This is a genomic window from Sphaerotilus sp. (assembly GCF_013299175.1).
Classification (GTDB): domain Bacteria; phylum Pseudomonadota; class Gammaproteobacteria; order Burkholderiales; family Burkholderiaceae_C; genus Sphaerotilus.
Window position 1 is genome coordinate 1 of sequence record NZ_JAAFKF010000006.1, and the last position, 16697, is coordinate 16697.

Genomic DNA, 16697 nt, shown 5'->3' on the forward strand with positions numbered 1-16697 from the left:
GTTCCGCGCGCTGCTCGACCTGTGGGAATCCGGCGCGCTGGCGGCAGACCGCGACACCGCCACCGATCCACCACGGCTGCAGCGGCTGGAGGCGCTCGTGCTGTCCACGCTGCGCGCCTCGGCCCGCGCGGCGGGGGTCACGCTGCCGGACGACAGGGTGCGCGACCTGCTCCAGATGGACGTGACACTGAACGCGCAAGGCATCGCGGCGTGGCTGGACCGGCAGACCGGCGCAGGTCGTGCAATGCGACCTTGAAGGGCGAGTGCGTACCACGCAGGATCGCACCATGCGTACATTCCCCACCCCCTTCCTGCGCACCAGCCTGCGCGTGCTTGCACCCATGCTGGCCAGCCTTCCTCTGACCTCGGCCTGGGCCGGCTATGACGAGGGCGTAGCGGCATACCAGCGTGGCCGACACGACGTGGCGTTGCGAGAGTTCGGCAACGCCGCCGCCCGCGGTGATGCCCGCGCCCAGCGCAGCCTCGGCCTGATGCACGAGCGCGGCGATGGCGTGGCGCGCGACCCTGGCACGGCGGCCGAGTGGTACCGCAAGGCCGTTGCCCAGGGACTCGAAGGCGCGCAGTACAACCTGGCGTTTGTCCTGTCTCCGCACCATGCAGGTGCAACCCCACCAGCCGTCCAGGTCGCTACCTCGCGCCCCTGAGACCTGCCGCGGCTCAGCCCGCCAACCGTGCCAGACAGGGCAGCGGCACCACCGCCACCCCCGCCGCGGCCAACCCTTCACGCACGGCCCGTGCCGTCGCCACCGCCTCGGCGCCATCGCCGTGGACACAGACGCTGTCGATCGCCGTCGGCAGCCGCCGGCCGTGGACACTGACGAGCGCCTGCGCCTCCACCATGCGCTGCACCTGCTGCCAGCACGCTGCAGCACCGTGCAGCACCGCGCCCGGCAGCGCACGCGGCACCAGTTGCCCATCGTCCTGGTAGGCCCGGTCGGCGAACACCTCCAGCGCCACCCGCAGCCCGGCGCGCTCCCCCGCCAAGGCCAGGACCGAATGCGCCGGTGCGAGCAGGATCAGCTCTCGGTCCACCGCCCGCACCGCCCGCGCCACCCCCTCGGCCAACCCCGCATCGGCACACGCCATGTTGCTCAGCGCCCCATGCGGCTTCACATGCGTCACCCGGCCGCCCTCTGCCGCCGCCAGGCCCTGCAGCGCGCCGATCTGGTAGATCAGCATCGCCGCCAGCTCCTGTGGCGACAGCTCCATGCGACGCCGGCCGAAGCCTTGCAGGTCCGGGAACGCCGGGTGCGCCCCCAGGCTGACCCCACGCGCCAGCGCGGCGCACACGGTCTGGCGCATCACCATCGGATCGCCCGCGTGGAAACCACAGGCGATGTTGGCACTGGCCACCACGTCCAGCATGGCCGTGTCGTCGCCCATGGACCAGGCGCCAAAGCTTTCGCCGAGGTCGGCGTTGAGATTGAGGGCATCGATGGGTTGCACGGTCACTCCTGCAGATCAAAAGGCCTCACGGCTCGGCCCGCAACACGCCGCTGACGAGGTTCTCGGCATACAGGGCCGCGTCATCCAGCCACCCCACCGGCTGGCACGGCGCCAGCGCAGCGACCCACGCCCGGCCCTGTGCCTCGGCGTGCAGCAGCGCCTGGCGGGCGGTCGCAGCGTCCACGGCCTCGAAGCGCAGCGTGCTGCCCGGCAGCGCCAGCGCCAGACGTGGCAAGTCCGCCCGGATGACGGTCGCGATCTTCGGGTAACCACCCACCGTCTGTCCATCGGCCAGCAGCACGATCGGCAGGCCATTCGCTGGCACCTGCACCGCGCCGGGCACGACGCCATCCGACACGATGTCGGCAGCCGCAGCGCGGATGTGTGCCAGCGGCGGGCCGGCGAGCCGCATCCCCATGCGGTCCTGCTCCGGGGTGACCCACCAGTCGGTGGCGAGAAACTGCGTCCGCACCGGCCCGGTGAAGTGGTCGTCCTGCGGACCCCACCGCACGCGGATCGGGCCAGCGGGCAGCGGATACGGACCCTGCGCCCTGCGCTCACCGGCCGGACCCGGTGGTCGGCGGTTGCACGGGAGCCGGTCGCCGGGTTGCAGCATCCGGCCCTCCAGCCCGCCCAGGCGCGTGCGGACATGCGTGGAGCGGCTGCCCAGCACCCGCGGCACCTGCACACCACCCCCCAGCGCCACGTAGGCGCAGCCGCTGGCCGGCACACCGAGGTGCAGCCGATCGCCTTCGGCCAGCGTGGCACTGCACCAGCGGGGCATGGGCCGCAGCGTCCCGCCCCCACGGGACACGGCCGCGCTGCGCTCGCCCGCCACCGCCACCCGCACCGGCCCGCACACCACCTGCAGCACGGCGCCCAGGCCACGCCACTCCAGGCAGGCCGCCTCCGGAGGATTGCCCGCCAAGGCGTTGGCGGCGCAGGCCAGCGGCGGCACCAGGCAGCCCGCCTGCGCGATGCCGGCATGGCGGTGGCCGATGCGGCCGGCATCCTGCACCGTCCAGCCCGGCCCGCCAGAGACGATCTCGATCAGTCCGCCCGACATGCCGGCTCCTCGGGATCCAGGAAATCAGCCCGTGTCAGCACACCACGCGCCCAGTCCGCGGCGAGGCGGTCGTGCTCGGTGCGGTCCACCACCACCCAGCGCACCCGGTCCCCCGCCGCCAGCCACGCCGGGGCCTCGCCATGCTGCAAATCGAACAGCGGCAGCGGCACCCGCCCCAGCAAGCGCCATCCCCCCGGACTCTCCCACGGGTACACGCAGCACATCGCCCCGGCCACCGCCAGCGACTGCGCCGGCACGGCCTTGCGCGGTGTGGCCAGCCGCGGCATGGCGAGCACCGGCGGCAAACCGCTGAGGTAGGGAAATCCGGGCATGAAGCCGATCATGCCGACCCGAAAGCGCGTGGCGGTGAGCGTTTGCACCACCGCCTGCGCCGACAAGCCGCTCGCCGCCGACACCGCGGCCAGATCCGGCGCGAACACCGGCGCACAGCACACCGGCAGCCGCCAGCCGCGTCCAACCGGCACCCCCGCCACCTCGGCCACGCTCCACTCCAGCAGGCGCGCACCCAGGGCATCGGCATCGGTATGCAGCGGATCGAACAGCACGGTCAGCGAGCGGAACGTCGGCACCACGTCCTGCACGCCGTCCAGCACCGGGTCCACGCCCCGCAGGGCGCGGATGTGCTCGGCCAGTTGCAGCACCCGCGCCTGCAACGCCAGCGCGATCTCGTCGCCGAACTCCACCGTCCACGCCCCATCGCCCAGCGGCAACAGCCGGGCAGGCACGCAGCGCGGCGGCTGCGGATCGGCTCGGGTCTCTTCGTTCACGCCATGCCCTTTGGTTGACCTGTCCACCCACATGCCGCCATGCCGGCAAGCCCGTCGATTCTGTGCAGTCTGCCCCGCCAAGCTGTAACAGGATGGGACGACCACGTCAGGGAACAAAATATCGCCCCCCAGTTGGTAATCATATTTATCAGTTGAAGTCCAATTTGCGGTTTTGGGACCGGAATAATGTCCCCACACCACAAGTCGCCGCCAGCCGATGTCAGACCGCCCGCACAATCATCTTCAACAAGATCATTCAAAATACATGATCTTTCGTTAAGATCGTTCATCTACAGTATTTTTTTACCAAAATTACCATGCAAGTTCTCTTACCATATCACCCAATATATTAAAACTAGACTTTCTGGTAGTTTAAGAATTGACCAAAGGACAGGCTGCTCTTCGCCACGGAATTACCCCTAGAATCATTATCACCCGCACTTTGTCGGGGGAATTCCGAACAATCTCAGGAGTGGAACATGGCAATCCAATGCAGCGCACGACTGCTGGCCTGCGTGGCTGTCGCAGGCACCTTGCTTTGCGGCGTCCAGGCACAAGCCGCCGGCCCGCGCGAAGCCGCACCCGTGCAGCAACAAGCACAAAAACCCGCACACCACGACGCCAAGGGTGGCAAGGGTGCTGGGCATGACGCTCAGCACGCCGGCGGTGACCGGCACGAAGAGTCCGGCGACCGTGACGGCCCGCGTGATCACCCGCCCGTGGTCACACCACCGGTGATCCGTCCTCCGGTGACGCGCCCGCCGGTGCATCCGCAACCGCCGCCGCCGGTGATCGTCGTGCCGCCGTGCAAGCGCGGTGGCCCTGGCATCACGCGCTGCTGATCCGTGTGACGCGATGAAAAAAGCCCGCCGGGGCATCCCCGGCGGGCTTTTTGCGTTGCAGCGACTCAGAACCCTCAGGCGGTCACGCCCTTGGCCACGTCCGCGTACTCTTCGATCTGGTCGAAGTTCAGGTACGTGTAGATCTTGCTGCTGTCCTTGTTGATCACGCCCATGTCGGCGGCGTATTCGGCCACCGTCGGGATGCGGCCCAGCTTGGACGCAATCGCCGCCAGTTCGGCCGAGGCGAGGTACACGAAGGTGTTCTTGCCCAGCCGGTTCGGGAAGTTGCGGGTCGAGGTCGAGACCCCTATGGCAATGGCTTCAACCCCAACTCGATCAGAAATCGGTTGTGCTTGTCCTTGGCCGCTGCGATCGTCTTCTCGATCTCGACCAGTTCGCGGTGGGTGGCGTCCAGGTCAATCTCCGCCTCGCCCACCGCGGTGCTGATGTAGCGCGAGATGTTCAGGTTGAAGTCGTTCTTCTCGATCTCGGCCATCTCCACGCAGCGCGCGTAACGTGCTTCTTCCTTGCGGAACTGGTAGGTCTCGATGACCTTGGCGATGTGCTCATCGGTCAGTTGGTTCTGGCGCTTGCCTTTGACGAAGTGCTCGGCCGCGTTGATGAACAACACGTTGTCCGGCTTCTTGCACTTCTTCAGCACCAGGATGCAGACCGGGATGCCGGTGGAATAGAACAGGTTGGACGGCAGGCCGATCACCGTGTCGATGTGCCCGTCCTTCAGCAGCTTGGTGCGGATGCGCTCTTCCGCACCGCCCCGGAACAGCACGCCGTGCGGCAGGATGATGGCCATCACCCCCTGGTCCTTCAGGAAGTGGAAGCCGTGCAGCAGGAAGGCGAAGTCCGCCGCCGACTTGGGGGCGAGGCCGTGGTTCTTGAAGCGCACGTCGTCCGCCATCGCGTCGCTGGCCTCCCAGCGGTAGCTGAACGGCGGGTTGGCCACGATGGCATCGAACTTGGGCTGCTTGGCCGGGTTCAGTTCGCGCAGCATCGGCCAGTCGTTGGTGAGGGTGTCGCCGTGGAAGATCTCGAACTCGGTGTCCTTCACCCCGTGCAGCAGCATGTTCATGCGCGCGAGGTTGTAGGTGGTGACGTTCTTTTCCTGGCCGTGGATCTTGCCGATGGTCCCGCCGGCCTTCTTCACGCGCTGGCGCACGTTCAGCAGCAGCGAGCCTGAACCGCAGGCAAAGTCCATCACGCTGTCGAGGCGCTGCCGGGCGCCGGTCCTGGGTTCCTGGCTGTCCAGCGTGACGATGGTCGAGAGGATGTCGGAGATCTGCTGGGGGGTGTAGAACTCGCCCGCCTTCTTGCCCGAGCCGGCCGCGAACTGGCCGATCAGGTATTCGTAGGCATCGCCCAGCGTGTCCACGTCGGTGGAAAACGACGACAGCCCTTCGGCGATCTTCTGGATGATGGCGCAGAGCTTGTTGTTGCGCTCCGTGTAGGACTTGCCCAGCTTGGTCGAGCCGAGGTCGATCTCGGAGAACAGGCCGGCGAAGGCGCTCTCGAACGATTCCGTCTCGATGTAGCGGAAGCCTTGCTGCAGCGTGGTCAGCAGGTCGAGGCTTTGTGTGCGCGCCAGGTGGGTGACGCTGCTCCACAGGTGCGCGGGCTGGATGACGTAATGCACCTTGCGGCGCATCTGCTTTTCGAACGTCGGCACGTCAGCCGGGTTGTCGGCGTACCAGGCGGCCAGCGGCACCAGGTGGCTGTCGGCATCGACCTTCGGGTAGTCGCTGCCCAGCTCCTTTTTCGCGGCGGTCTCGTAGTTGTCCGACAGGTAACGCAGGAACAGGAACGACAGCATGTAGTCGCGGAAATCATCCGCGTCCATCGCGCCGCGCAGTTGGTCGGCGATCGCCCAGAGGGTCTTGCCCAGTTGTTTCTGTTTTTCGTCGGTCATGGCGCTGTTTCTTGTCGCTGTCGAATCAATCAATGCAGTTCAGAGGGTGCGCCGCAGCACTTCTTGAACTTCTTGCCGCTGCCACAGGGGCAAGGCTCGTTGCGGCCCACCTTGGCGCGCATCCGTTGCGCGGTGTGACGCTCCTGAACGGCCTGCCGCAGCGGCAGCCAGAAGGCGTGGATCCGCACCAGGCTCTTTGCGATGTCGGCCGCCAACGCCTCGCGCTGTTCGGGTTTCCGGGTCAGTGCGTCCTGATCGGCCGAAAACCCATCGGCGCCCAACAAGCCGATCGGTCGAAACCACCGCCGACCCTGTGGATCGCTGAGCAAGGGCTGCCAAGCGGCCGGGTTCAGCTTGACGCCTTGCACGAACCCATAGGCCCAGGCCTCGGCATCCTCGAACTCGCGGACCTGGTCGCCTTGGCCATGCTGCACCGTCGGCCACAGCGGCTGCGGTTGCGGCGGGTGCTGCTCGAAGTCCGACACGATGCTGTTGTGGTGGCGCATGATCCAGCCCATGACGCGTTGGACCTCGTCCAGGTCCGCTGCAGGCGGCATCATCTCGTCGGCGTCCTGTTGTCCCCACACCTTGGGCAGCCAGTCGCTGGGCAGCAGCGTCTCGGGCCCGATGACGATGGCGTGCAGAAAACCGTCCAGCATGTCCAGCGTCATGCCCTCGTCTGTGTCCAGGTCCAGCAGAAACAGCTCCAGCGCGTCCAGTTCCTCGTCCGACAGTGGCGTCATCATGTCGTGGGCGCCGCCGGACGGTGGTCGATTCTGCGGCGCGGGGGCCAGCTTGCGCAGCAGTTCGGGCTCGGCTTCCTCGGCCGCTTGCTGGGCCTGGGCCACGAAACTGAGCACGCCCTCGGTCTCGATCGCCACGAAAGCGGCTTCCATCGCCGCGGTGTCGGTGTCAAACGGGTCGTCCCAGACGGTGGACGTGCCCTGCTCGTCCACGATTTCGAGAATCCAGGGACTGTCCGGACTGCGGTAGATCTGGATGTGCAGCGTGTGGCCGTCGGCGCTGTGGGTTCGTGTCAGTGGCGAGTGGATGAGTTTGATCTCGTCGTCATTCGGGACATTCATGCGGCCACCTCTTCCTGTGCTGGAAACAATTGCTGCATCAGGGCTTTCTTGTGGGTTTTGAGGGTGTCGAGTTCTTGGGTGGCGGCGGTGATGAGGGTGTCGAGGGAGGTGAAGCAGTCAGCGATTCGCTTTTGCTCTGGGACGGGAATAAGTGGGATCTTCAATCGAGAGAATGTTTCACCGGTTAGATGCTTAATCCCCCCTCCGGTGAAAAGCATTTCGAATTGTGGCGTTCCAGAAATACTTTCAAGAAGCAGCACCAAAATCTTTGGCTCGAAAGGCACATTAAATCTAACACGATGAATTGCCTTCTGGAATTTCAGATCAGGCAAATGTCCATCCCATACGGCCGCACGGCCTGGTTCACCGCCTTCACAAACGACGACATCTCCCGACTTCAATCCAAATCGTTCAAGTTCTCGATCATCAAAATACATTTGAGGTAGATCAAGGACGTTAACCTCATTCCACCTCACTGAGATATTATTAAGGTATGGGAGAAGATACCCGGTCGTATTCTTCTGCTTATCTAGCATCTTTCCGAGTTTGATTTCAGAAATTTCTCCCAAGCTAACATTTCCCCACTGCTCATCGTTTCCAAATTCAGGAAACCGCACACGCGGCTGGCTCTCACCTTCGCAGGGAAAAAGCTGCTGCATCAGGCCCTTCTTGTGGGTCTTCAGGCTATCGAGCCGCTCAGTCTTGGTGGCAATGTGCTCGTCGATGGCAGCCAAAAAGTCAGCGATGCGTTGCTGCTCCTTCACCGTGGGGCATCGAAATTCCATCTTGGCAAAATCATCGAAATACAGTCGCAAGCGGTCTTTGGTCAGCCCTCTAGAGTGTGATGTCAAAAACTGCAGCATTGCAGGCAGCTTGAACAGATACTGGAAGAAGTGTGGAGCGGCATCCTTATTCGGTGCGAGCACGACATAGGCGGGACTCACCAAACAATCTTCTGGTGCAACGCCCATAGCGCCTTGCCACATGCGCATCATGTTATAGGCAATGTCGTTTCGGCACACCTTCTTATTGCCGGCGGCATCCTCGATGTCGTCAACCTTTCGATCCAAAGAATCGCGCCTGACCATTCCATCATTCATTGTGACGGAATAGATCGGAAGGTCTTGACCACCTTTTGTAGTTCGATGGGCAAAAAGCGATCCAGCTTTTCTTTTCTCCCATTCACCTGCATCACGAAACTCCGGAAACCGCAGCGTGGGAAGAAACCCCCTCTCCCCTTCGGGGTACTCCCCCTTGGCAGGGGGAGAGTTGGTAGCGGCGCTCAATTTATCCCCTCCTTTCCAAGGAGGGGTGCCCCGAAGGGGCGGGGTGGTTTCTTCCCTTGCCTCATAAATCCTCCACCCGGTACTCGCTGTAGCCTTCATAGTAGTAGCTCACGTCAATCCCTTTCATGTACAGCTCGCGGTCATTGATCTGGTCAGTCAAGGCACTCTTGAGCAGGTGTTTGATTTCCAGGTCTTTCACCACGCTGCGCTCCATGGCCGACAAATACTCGGCCTTGTCCACCGCGTTCCAGTCGATGACCTGGCGGATTTCTTTTTTCAGCATCAAGTCCAGCCAGATGCGTGTCGCGCGCCCGTTGCCTTCGCGAAACGGATGGGCCACGTTCATTTCCACGTATTTTTCGATGATCTGCTCGAAGCTCTGCTGCGGCATGGCGCTGATGTGCGTCAGCGATTGCTGCAAGTACATGACGGGCGCAAACCGGAAATTACCCTTCGCCAGATTCACGTCGCGCACTTGCCCGGCGAAGGCATACACCTCATCAAACAGATACGCATGGACATACGCCAAGCCGGCAAAGGTACCCACGTCCACCTTATCGATATCGCCGCTTTCAAACAACTGCTTGGCTTTTTGCTTGCTGAGCTTTTCTTCCGCCCTGTTGAGTTCAACCTGGCTTGCAATATTCAGTTTGTTGGCCAAGACCATGGTGTGTCCTTTGCGTTGGGGGTGGTTGGCGGCTGTTCACTCATACGCACTCAGCCCTGAAATCTCACCGCCTTGCGCCCGCTTGTTCAACAGCGGAATCAACTCGGCCATCAGCGCCGTCTCGGCCTGCGCACGCGCCTTCCAGCCCAGATCCAGCGGCGCCATCAGGTCGCTCAGCGCATCGCTGTCCAGGATCAGGCGCTGCAGCGTGCCGTCCACGAAGGCTTGCAGGGCGTCCACGGCCAATCCATGCCGAGAGGCCATGCCAGCCAGCTCGGCACCGTCCTTTTCCTTCTTGAAGCGCAGATAGCCCTCGCTGATGGCCTGCTCGCTCAGACCTTCGCCCGCCTGGAGGGTGCCGATGTACGCGGCGATGTCGTCGCGCTCACCCATGAACTTGGCATCTGCCGCGATGAGGCCGATGAGCTGTTCGCGGCTCATCGTGAGCTTGCCGCTGCCCGCGCCCTGCTGCGAGAAGCGGGCCATCAAGCCCATGATGTAGTCGTAGTCGATGACAGCGGAGGCGAAGAGCACGAACTCGAAGTCGAGTTCATCCACCGCACCAGCGACGGCGCCCTCGCCTTCCCGGTTGGCCTGGTCTTGCTGCGCCTTGAGCCGCTGCGCCGTCTCCAGGTACACCCCGCGAAACGCCTGCAGGTCTTCGCGGGGCAGGATGTCCTCGATGGCGGCAGCGTTGTCGTCGGTCAGATCGGTGTACTGGTCGAGCTGGGTCTTCAGCCGCTGCACTTCCTTGAACGCCTTGATGAAGGCCGCGCGGGCCTCGTCACCCTTGAGCTGCGGCACCGCCTCGGGTGCACAGGCCAGACCCTGGCTCTGCAGGAAGTCGGCCAGCTTCTGCACGGCCGCATCGAGCTTTTCAATGACCACCGGGGCCTTGTCCACCAGCCAGATCTTGCGGGCCTGCTCGCCGGTCTTCTCGCCGGAGAACAGGGCGATGGCCGCGTCCACGTTGTCCTGCTGCTGGCGGAAGTCGAGGATGTTGCCGTAGGGCTTGCTGCCGTTGAGCACGCGGTTGGTGCGCGAGAACGCCTGGATCAGCCCGTGGTGCTTCAGGTTCTTGTCCACGTACAGCGTATTCAGGTACTTGCTGTCAAACCCGGTGAGCAGCATGTCCACCACGATGGTGATGTCGATCTTCTTCGCTGCGGGGTAATCGGCGTTGGGCCACTGCTGGTCCTTGATGCGCTTTTGCACGTCCTGGTAGTACAAGTCGAACTCGCCCACGGTGTGGTTGGTGCCGTAGCGCGCGTTGTAGCCCGCCAGGATGGCCTTGAGCGCCGCCTTCTTGCCTTCGGGGTCTTCTTCGTTGTCGGCCTTTTCCTGCGGCAGGTCTTGCTGCAGTTGCCTCACGTCGGCGTCGCCCTCGGCGGGCGGCGAGAACACGCAGGCGATGTTCAGGGGCACGAAGTCGGGGTTGGCCTCGGCCTTGGCTTGCTGCAGCGCGCCGAACAGGGCGTGGTACTCGATGGCATCGTTGATGCTCGCGGTGGCCAGGATCGCATTGAAGCGGCGCCCGGCAGTGGCGGTGTCGTGCTTGGCGAGGATGGCCTCGATCACAGCCCTCTTGGCCAAGGCTTCGCCGGGCTTGGGCGCCGGTGCCTTGGCTTTGTTGCCCTCAGGCTTGTAGTAGTCCACATGGAAGCGCAGCACATTGGCGTCTTCAATGGCGTGGGTGATGGTGTAGGCGTGCAGCCGCTTCTGGAACAGGTCTTCGGTGGTCTTGAGCTGCGCCTCTTCGCCTTCGATCTGCCGGGCGGTGGCGTTGTCTTCAAAGATGGGGGTGCCGGTGAAGCCAAAGAGCTGCGCCTTGGGGAAGAAGTCCTTGATGGCCTGGTGGTTGTCGCCGAACTGCGAGCGGTGGCATTCGTCGAAGATGAAGACGATGCGTTTGTCGCTCAGCGGTGCCAGTTGTTCCTTGTAACTGGCCCGGCCGGCTTTCTTCTGCTGCTGGTTGCGCTTGCTGTTCTCGTCCAGCGCCAAGCCCAGCTTCTGGATGGTGGTGACGATGACCTTGTCGGCGTAGTCGTCCGACAGCAGACGACGCACCAGCGCGCCGGTGTTGGTGTTTTCTTCGACGCAGCCTTCCTGGAAGCGGTTGAATTCTTCGCGGGTCTGGCGGTCCAGGTCTTTGCGGTCCACCACGAACAGGCATTTCTCGATGTCCGGGTTGTCCTTGAGCAAGGTGGATGCCTTGAAGGACGTGAGCGTCTTGCCGCTGCCGGTGGTGTGCCAGATATAGCCGTTGCCGCAGTTCTGGTGAATGCAGTCCACGATGGCCTTGACGGCATAGACCTGATAGGGCCGCATCAGCAGCAGCTTCTGTTCACTGGCCACCAGCACCATGTAGCGGCTCAGGGTCTGGCCCAGCGTGCATTTCGCCAGGAAGGTCTCGGCAAAGTGGTCGAGGTGGGTGATCTTCTGGTTGGCCTCGTCGGCGTGCTGGTAGATCGGCAGGAAACGCTCTTCGGCATTGAACGTGAAGTGCCGGGCGTTGTTGTTGGCGAAGTACCAGGTGTCGGTGCGGTTGCTGACGATGAACAGTTGCACGAAGCTGAGCAAGGTCCGGGTGTAGCCGTTGCCCGGGTCATTCTTGTACTCGACGATCTGTTCCATCGCCCGCCGCGGGCTGATGTTCAGCGTCTTCAGCTCGATCTGCACACAGGGCACGCCGTTGACGAGGATGAGAACGTCGTACCGGTGATGGCTGTGGTCGGTGTTGATGCGCAACTGGTTGACCACCTCGAACGTGTTCTTGCACCAGTCCTTGATGTTGACCAGGGTGTAGTTCAGCGGGGTGCCGTCGTCGCGCGTGAAGGCGTTGCGCTCGCGCAGCGTGCGGGCGGCGGTGAAGACGTCCGGCGTGACGATGTCTTCCAGCAGGCGTGCGAACTCGCCATCACTCAGGTGGACACGGTTGAGCGCCTCGAACTTCTCGCGGAAGTTGCGCTCCAGTGCGAGCCGGTCCCGGATGTCGGGACGGTATTCGTATTTCAGGTCTTGCAGCTTGCCGATGAAGCCGTATTCGATCTGCTCCTCCCTGACGACAAGACCGGGTGCGCCCGCGCTGCGATCGTAAGTGGACTTGGATGAAGGCATGTGGGCACGGTCAGGAGGGGCGACGCAGGGCGACAAACCACGAATTGTGGCATTGCAAAAACGAAAAGGCCCGCCATCGGCGGGCCATCGTCAGCAGGGGCTGAACCGTCAGGCGGTCACGCCCTTGGCCACGTCCGCGTACTCTTCGATCTGGTCGAAGTTCAGGTACGTGTAGATCTTGCTGCTGTCCTTGTTGATCACGCCCATGTCGGCGGCGTATTCGGCCACCGTCGGGATGCGGCCCAGCTTGGACGCAATCGCCGCCAGTTCGGCCGAGGCGAGGTACACGAAGGTGTTCTTGCCCAGCCGGTTCGGGAAGTTGCGGGTCGAGGTCGAGACCACTGTCGCGCCTTCACGCACCTGCGCCTGGTTGCCCATGCACAGCGAGCAGCCCGGCATTTCGGTGCGCGCACCGGCGGCACCGAACACGCCGTAGTGGCCTTCCTTGGTCAGCTCGGACGCATCCATCTTGGTCGGCGGGGCAATCCACAGCTTGACCGGGATGTCGCGCTTGCCTTCGAGCAGCTTGCTTGCTGCGCGGAAGTGACCGATGTTGGTCATGCAGGAGCCGATGAACACCTCGTCGATCTTGGCGCCGGCCACCGCGGACAGCAGCTTGGCGTCGTCCGGGTCGTTCGGGCAGCAGAGGACAGGCTCGGTCAGCTCGTTCAGGTCGATCTCGATCACGGCCGCGTATTCGGCGTCCTGGTCGGCTTCGAGCAGGTTCGGGTTGGCGAGCCAGGCTTCGACCTTCTCGATGCGGCGGGCCAGCGTGCGGGCGTCGGCGTAACCGTCGGCGATCATGTTCTTCATCAGCACGGTGTTGCTGGTGAGGTATTCCTGGATCGGTGCCGGGTTCAACTTGACCGTGCAGCCAGCAGCCGAGCGTTCAGCCGAAGCGTCGGACAGCTCGAACGCCTGCTCGACCTTCAGGTCCGGCAAGCCTTCGATTTCGAGGATGCGGCCCGAGAACACGTTGATCTTGCCGGCCTTGGCCACCGTCAGCAGACCAGCCTTGATGGCGTACAGCGGGATCGCATGGACGAGATCGCGCAGGGTGATGCCGGGCTGCATCTGGCCCTTGAAGCGCACCAGCACCGATTCCGGCATGTCCAGCGGCATCACGCCGGTGGCGGCACCGAAGGCGACCAGACCGGAGCCAGCCGGGAACGAGATGCCGATCGGGAAACGGGTGTGCGAGTCACCACCGGTACCGACGGTGTCGGGCAGCAGCAGGCGGTTCAGCCATGAGTGGATCACGCCGTCGCCCGGACGCAGCGAAACACCACCGCGGCTGGAGATGAACTTGGGCAGCTCGCGGTGCGTCTTGACATCGACCGGCTTCGGGTACGCGGCGGTGTGGCAGAACGACTGCATCACCAGATCGGCCGAGAAGCCCAGGCAGGCCAGGTCCTTCAGCTCGTCGCGGGTCATCGGGCCGGTGGTGTCCTGCGAACCCACGGTGGTCATCTTCGGCTCGCAGTAGGTGCCGGGACGCACGCCCTGGCCTTCCGGCAGACCGACGGCACGGCCGACCATCTTCTGCGCCAGCGTGAAGCCGGCGTTGGTGGCAGTCGGGGTCGAAGGCAGGCGGAACAGCGTCGAGGCGGGCAGGTTCAGGAACTCGCGGGCCTTGGCGGTCAGCGAGCGGCCGATGATCAGGTTGATCCGGCCACCGGCGCGCACTTCGTCGAACAGCACTTCGCTCTTCAGCTTGAACTCGACGACGGTCTCGCCGTTGCGCACGAGCTTGCCTTCATACGGCAGCACGTCGATCACGTCGCCCATTTCGAGCTTGGTGACATCAACTTCGATGGGCAGCGAACCGGAGTCTTCCTGCGTGTTGAAGAAGATCGGGGCGATCTTGCCGCCGAGCGTGACGCCGCCGAAACGCTTGTTCGGCACGAAGGGGATGTCCTGCCCCGTGGCCCAGATCACCGAGTTGGTGGCCGACTTGCGCGAAGAACCCGTGCCGACCACGTCGCCGACGTAGGCGACGAGGTTGCCCTTTTTCTTCAGGTCTTCGATGAACTGCATCGGGCCGCGCTTGCCGTCGTCCTCGGGCACGAACGCCGCGCCTTCGCGGGTGTTCTTCAGCATCGCGAGGTAGTGCAGCGGGATGTCCGGGCGGCTCCACGCATCCGGGGCCGGGGACAGGTCGTCGGTGTTGGTCTCGCCGGGCACCTTGAACACGGTCACGGTGATCGACTGCGGCACTTCCGGGCGCGTCGTGAACCACTCGGCGTCGGCCCACGACTGCATGACTTCCTGGGCCTTGGCGTTGCCGGCCTTGGCCTTCTCGGCGACATCGTTGAAGAAGTCGAACATCAGCAGGGTCTTCTTCAACCCTTGCGCCGCCACGCCAGCCACTTCGGCGTCGTCGAGCAGCTCGATCAGCGGATGCACGTTGTAGCCGCCCACCATGGTGCCGAGCAGCTCGGTGGCCTTGGCCTTGGAGACCAGCGCGACGGCGATGTCACCGTGCGCGACAGCGGCCAGGAACGACGCCTTGACCTTGGCCGCATCGTCCACACCGGGGGGAACACGGTGCGTCAGCAGGTCCAGCAGGAACGCGTCCTCGCCAGCCGGCGGGTTCTTGATCAGCTCGATCAGGTCGGCGACTTGCTTGGCATCGAGCGCGAGGGGCGGGATGCCGAGCGCAGCGCGTTCAGCGGCGTGTTGGCGATAGGCTTGCAGCATGAAAAGCTCCGTGCGGTGTGGCTGAACCCCGGACTTGGGGTAAGTCCGGTATTTTATGTCTTATATAAGACTTGCCAAGTCCTGATGTGCCGTGATGTGCCAATGTGGCACTGCGCTCAAACCTTCTGGCTCGGATGGATGCATTCGTCCACCATGCGCTGCCCGATCTTGGCGTTCATCAGCATCGACTTGTTGGCGATTTGCAACCACACCACGCCAGCCTTCTTGTCCTCCAGACGGACAGCGCCCGTGGTGGTCGGCTCGGGCGCCAGCAGGTACTTCTTGCCCTTGAAGACGATGTGGAAGTAGCCGGCTTTCTCCGGCGCCCCTTCGACGGCAATGGTCTGGTTGAACTCGCACGCCTGGGCGCCGGTCAGCACCCGCTCGGCGTTGGCGAGCTGTTCCTCGCTGAGGTCGGCGAGGGGCGCGGGCTGGGCGGGTTGGGCCGCGTGCGCAGGCTTGGCTTTCTTGGTAGTCGCCGACGCCGAACCGGCGCTCAGTACACAGGCAGCAGCAACCAGAACAGCGGTCAGGGAACGCACGGTAACAGGGGTGGTGTGGGGCATCAAGGACTCCGGATTCAACGAGCAGGCGGGAGCGAACCATATCGGACCACCCAGCCAGCATCCTTAACCCGGTCGGCATCCGGGTGGCTGCGGCGTCACAGTCGTGCAGTTTTCCACACCCTCAGGCGTCCCCGAAAAACGCCAGCCGCACCTCGCCCGGCAATTGGCCAGCGCCCGTGCCGGACGTGCGGTGCGCGCGCTCCAGCACATGCCAGAAGTAGCGGTAGCTGGCCCGGTCGTGCAGCGTGTCCTGTCCGTGGTGGCGGTGGCGGATCGGACCCCAGCCGTTGGCCTGGGCGTCCAGCAGGATCTCGGCGGCCTGATCGACCTCGGCCGTGGTCGGCGAGAAGGCATCGACGATCGGGCGGATCTGGTCCGGGTGGATGCTCCACATGCGCGTGTAGCCGAGTTGCCGGCACGCTCGGGTTGCAGCCTCTTGCAACGCGGACAGGTGCTTGAACTCGGTCACGACGCAGTGCGAAGGCACCTTGCCCCAGGCGTGGCAGGCAGCAGAGATTTCCAGCTTGGCGCGCATCACCAGCGGGTGCTCGAACTGGCCCTTGACGGTCATGCCGCTCTGCGGAATGGCGCCACGGTGGTCGGAGACGAAATCCATCAACCCGAACGACAGCGACTCGATGCGCGGATGGGCGGCCAGTGCCTGCACCTCGCGCAGCGCCCCATGCGTTTCGACCAGCGCATGCACGGGGATCTGGCGCGACACGCCGTGGCGGGCGATGGCTTCGTCGATGACGCCGATCGCCCGCTCCAGATCGGCGAGGCCCCGCGGCTTGGGCACCATCAGGTAGGCCAGCCGCTCGCCCGCCCGTCCGACGACGACATCGACCATGCGCTCGAAGGCGGGGTGATCGACGGTCTGCACGCGGGCACCGACACGGCCGAAGTGGTTCTGGGGCGACAGGACCAGCTCGGCGATCAGGTGCGCGTGCTCGACCTCGCCGCCGACAGGCGCGCCATCCTCGCCGTCGAGCGTGATGTCGAAGACGGGACCAAGTTCCGCCTGCAGCTCCAGGCTCTTGCGCATCCGGACTTCGACACCGGCGTAGTGGTCGCACACCGGCAGCTCGGGCACGGCCAACTCGCTGGCGTCGAACAAGGCGTCGCGGGGATGGACTTTGTTCATGTCACACCTCAAAGAAAAAGGCCGGCGCCTGAAGCCGCCGGCCTTGCA

At 64.0% G+C, this 16697-nt stretch carries 13 protein-coding genes and 2 pseudogenes; 3 read left to right on the plus strand and 12 right to left on the minus strand.

Going from position 1 to position 16697, the window contains the following annotated elements:
• A pseudogene (locus QZW52_RS01985) lies at positions 1-256 on the plus strand (hypothetical protein); the annotation flags it as partial.
• A 31-nt stretch (positions 257-287) separates the two neighbouring features.
• Positions 288-665, plus strand: a complete 378-nt coding sequence (locus tag QZW52_RS01990) for a tetratricopeptide repeat protein (RefSeq protein WP_293994603.1) — start codon at positions 288-290, stop codon at positions 663-665.
• 13 nt (positions 666-678) lie between these two features.
• Here the strand turns inward: QZW52_RS01990 and QZW52_RS01995 are convergent, their stop codons facing one another.
• From QZW52_RS01995 to QZW52_RS02005, 3 genes are read right to left on the minus strand one after another with little or no spacing between them, the layout of a single operon-like run.
• Positions 679-1467: a LamB/YcsF family protein gene (locus QZW52_RS01995; protein ID WP_293994606.1), complete on the minus strand. Its 789-nt coding sequence runs from the start codon at positions 1465-1467 to the stop codon at positions 679-681.
• A gap of 25 nt (positions 1468-1492) precedes the next feature.
• Complete coding sequence (locus QZW52_RS02000) at positions 1493-2533, minus strand: 5-oxoprolinase subunit C family protein (RefSeq protein ID WP_293994609.1); 1041 nt, start codon at positions 2531-2533, stop codon at positions 1493-1495.
• Positions 2518-3321 carry a 5-oxoprolinase subunit B family protein gene (locus QZW52_RS02005; RefSeq protein WP_293994612.1) on the minus strand — a complete coding sequence of 268 codons (804 nt, stop codon included), beginning with the start codon at positions 3319-3321 and terminating at the stop codon, positions 2518-2520. Before QZW52_RS02005 ends, QZW52_RS02000 begins: the two co-directional genes overlap by 16 nt.
• A gap of 479 nt (positions 3322-3800) precedes the next feature.
• Between QZW52_RS02005 and QZW52_RS02010 the strand changes: the two genes are divergently transcribed.
• Positions 3801-4163 (plus strand): hypothetical protein, encoded by a 363-nt coding sequence (locus QZW52_RS02010; RefSeq protein ID WP_293994615.1) that lies wholly within the window; start codon positions 3801-3803, stop codon positions 4161-4163.
• A 74-nt stretch (positions 4164-4237) separates the two neighbouring features.
• Here the strand turns inward: QZW52_RS02010 and QZW52_RS02015 are convergent.
• The 9 genes and pseudogenes from QZW52_RS02015 to QZW52_RS02055 all read right to left on the minus strand — a co-directional run.
• A pseudogene (locus QZW52_RS02015) lies at positions 4238-4468 on the minus strand (hypothetical protein); the annotation flags it as partial.
• Between the two features lie 2 nt (positions 4469-4470).
• On the minus strand, positions 4471-6084 hold the full coding sequence (locus tag QZW52_RS02020; RefSeq protein WP_293994620.1) for a type I restriction-modification system subunit M: 1614 nt from the start codon (positions 6082-6084) through the stop codon (positions 4471-4473).
• A 29-nt stretch (positions 6085-6113) separates the two neighbouring features.
• Entirely contained in the window at positions 6114-7169 is a 1056-nt protein-coding gene (locus QZW52_RS02025) for a UPF0149 family protein (RefSeq protein ID WP_293994623.1), read from the minus strand.
• The gene (locus QZW52_RS02030; protein WP_293994626.1) at positions 7166-8455 is read right to left on the minus strand and encodes a restriction endonuclease subunit S; all 1290 of its coding nucleotides are present in this window, start codon (positions 8453-8455) and stop codon (positions 7166-7168) included. Before QZW52_RS02030 ends, QZW52_RS02025 begins: the two co-directional genes overlap by 4 nt.
• Before the next feature lie 61 nt (positions 8456-8516).
• On the minus strand, positions 8517-9122 hold the full coding sequence (fic, locus tag QZW52_RS02035) for a protein adenylyltransferase Fic (protein WP_293994629.1): 606 nt from the start codon (positions 9120-9122) through the stop codon (positions 8517-8519).
• A 36-nt stretch (positions 9123-9158) separates the two neighbouring features.
• Positions 9159-12239, minus strand: coding sequence for a type I restriction endonuclease subunit R (locus QZW52_RS02040; protein ID WP_293994632.1), 3081 nt, complete (start codon positions 12237-12239; stop codon positions 9159-9161).
• Positions 12240-12347: 108 nt separating this feature from the next.
• Entirely contained in the window at positions 12348-14939 is a 2592-nt protein-coding gene (acnB, locus tag QZW52_RS02045) for a bifunctional aconitate hydratase 2/2-methylisocitrate dehydratase (RefSeq protein ID WP_293994635.1), read from the minus strand.
• A 116-nt stretch (positions 14940-15055) separates the two neighbouring features.
• On the minus strand, positions 15056-15505 hold the full coding sequence (locus tag QZW52_RS02050) for a hypothetical protein (protein ID WP_293994637.1): 450 nt from the start codon (positions 15503-15505) through the stop codon (positions 15056-15058).
• 121 nt (positions 15506-15626) lie between these two features.
• Entirely contained in the window at positions 15627-16649 is a 1023-nt protein-coding gene (locus tag QZW52_RS02055; RefSeq protein WP_293994638.1) for an HpcH/HpaI aldolase/citrate lyase family protein, read from the minus strand.
• Positions 16650-16697: the final 48 nt, after the last annotated feature.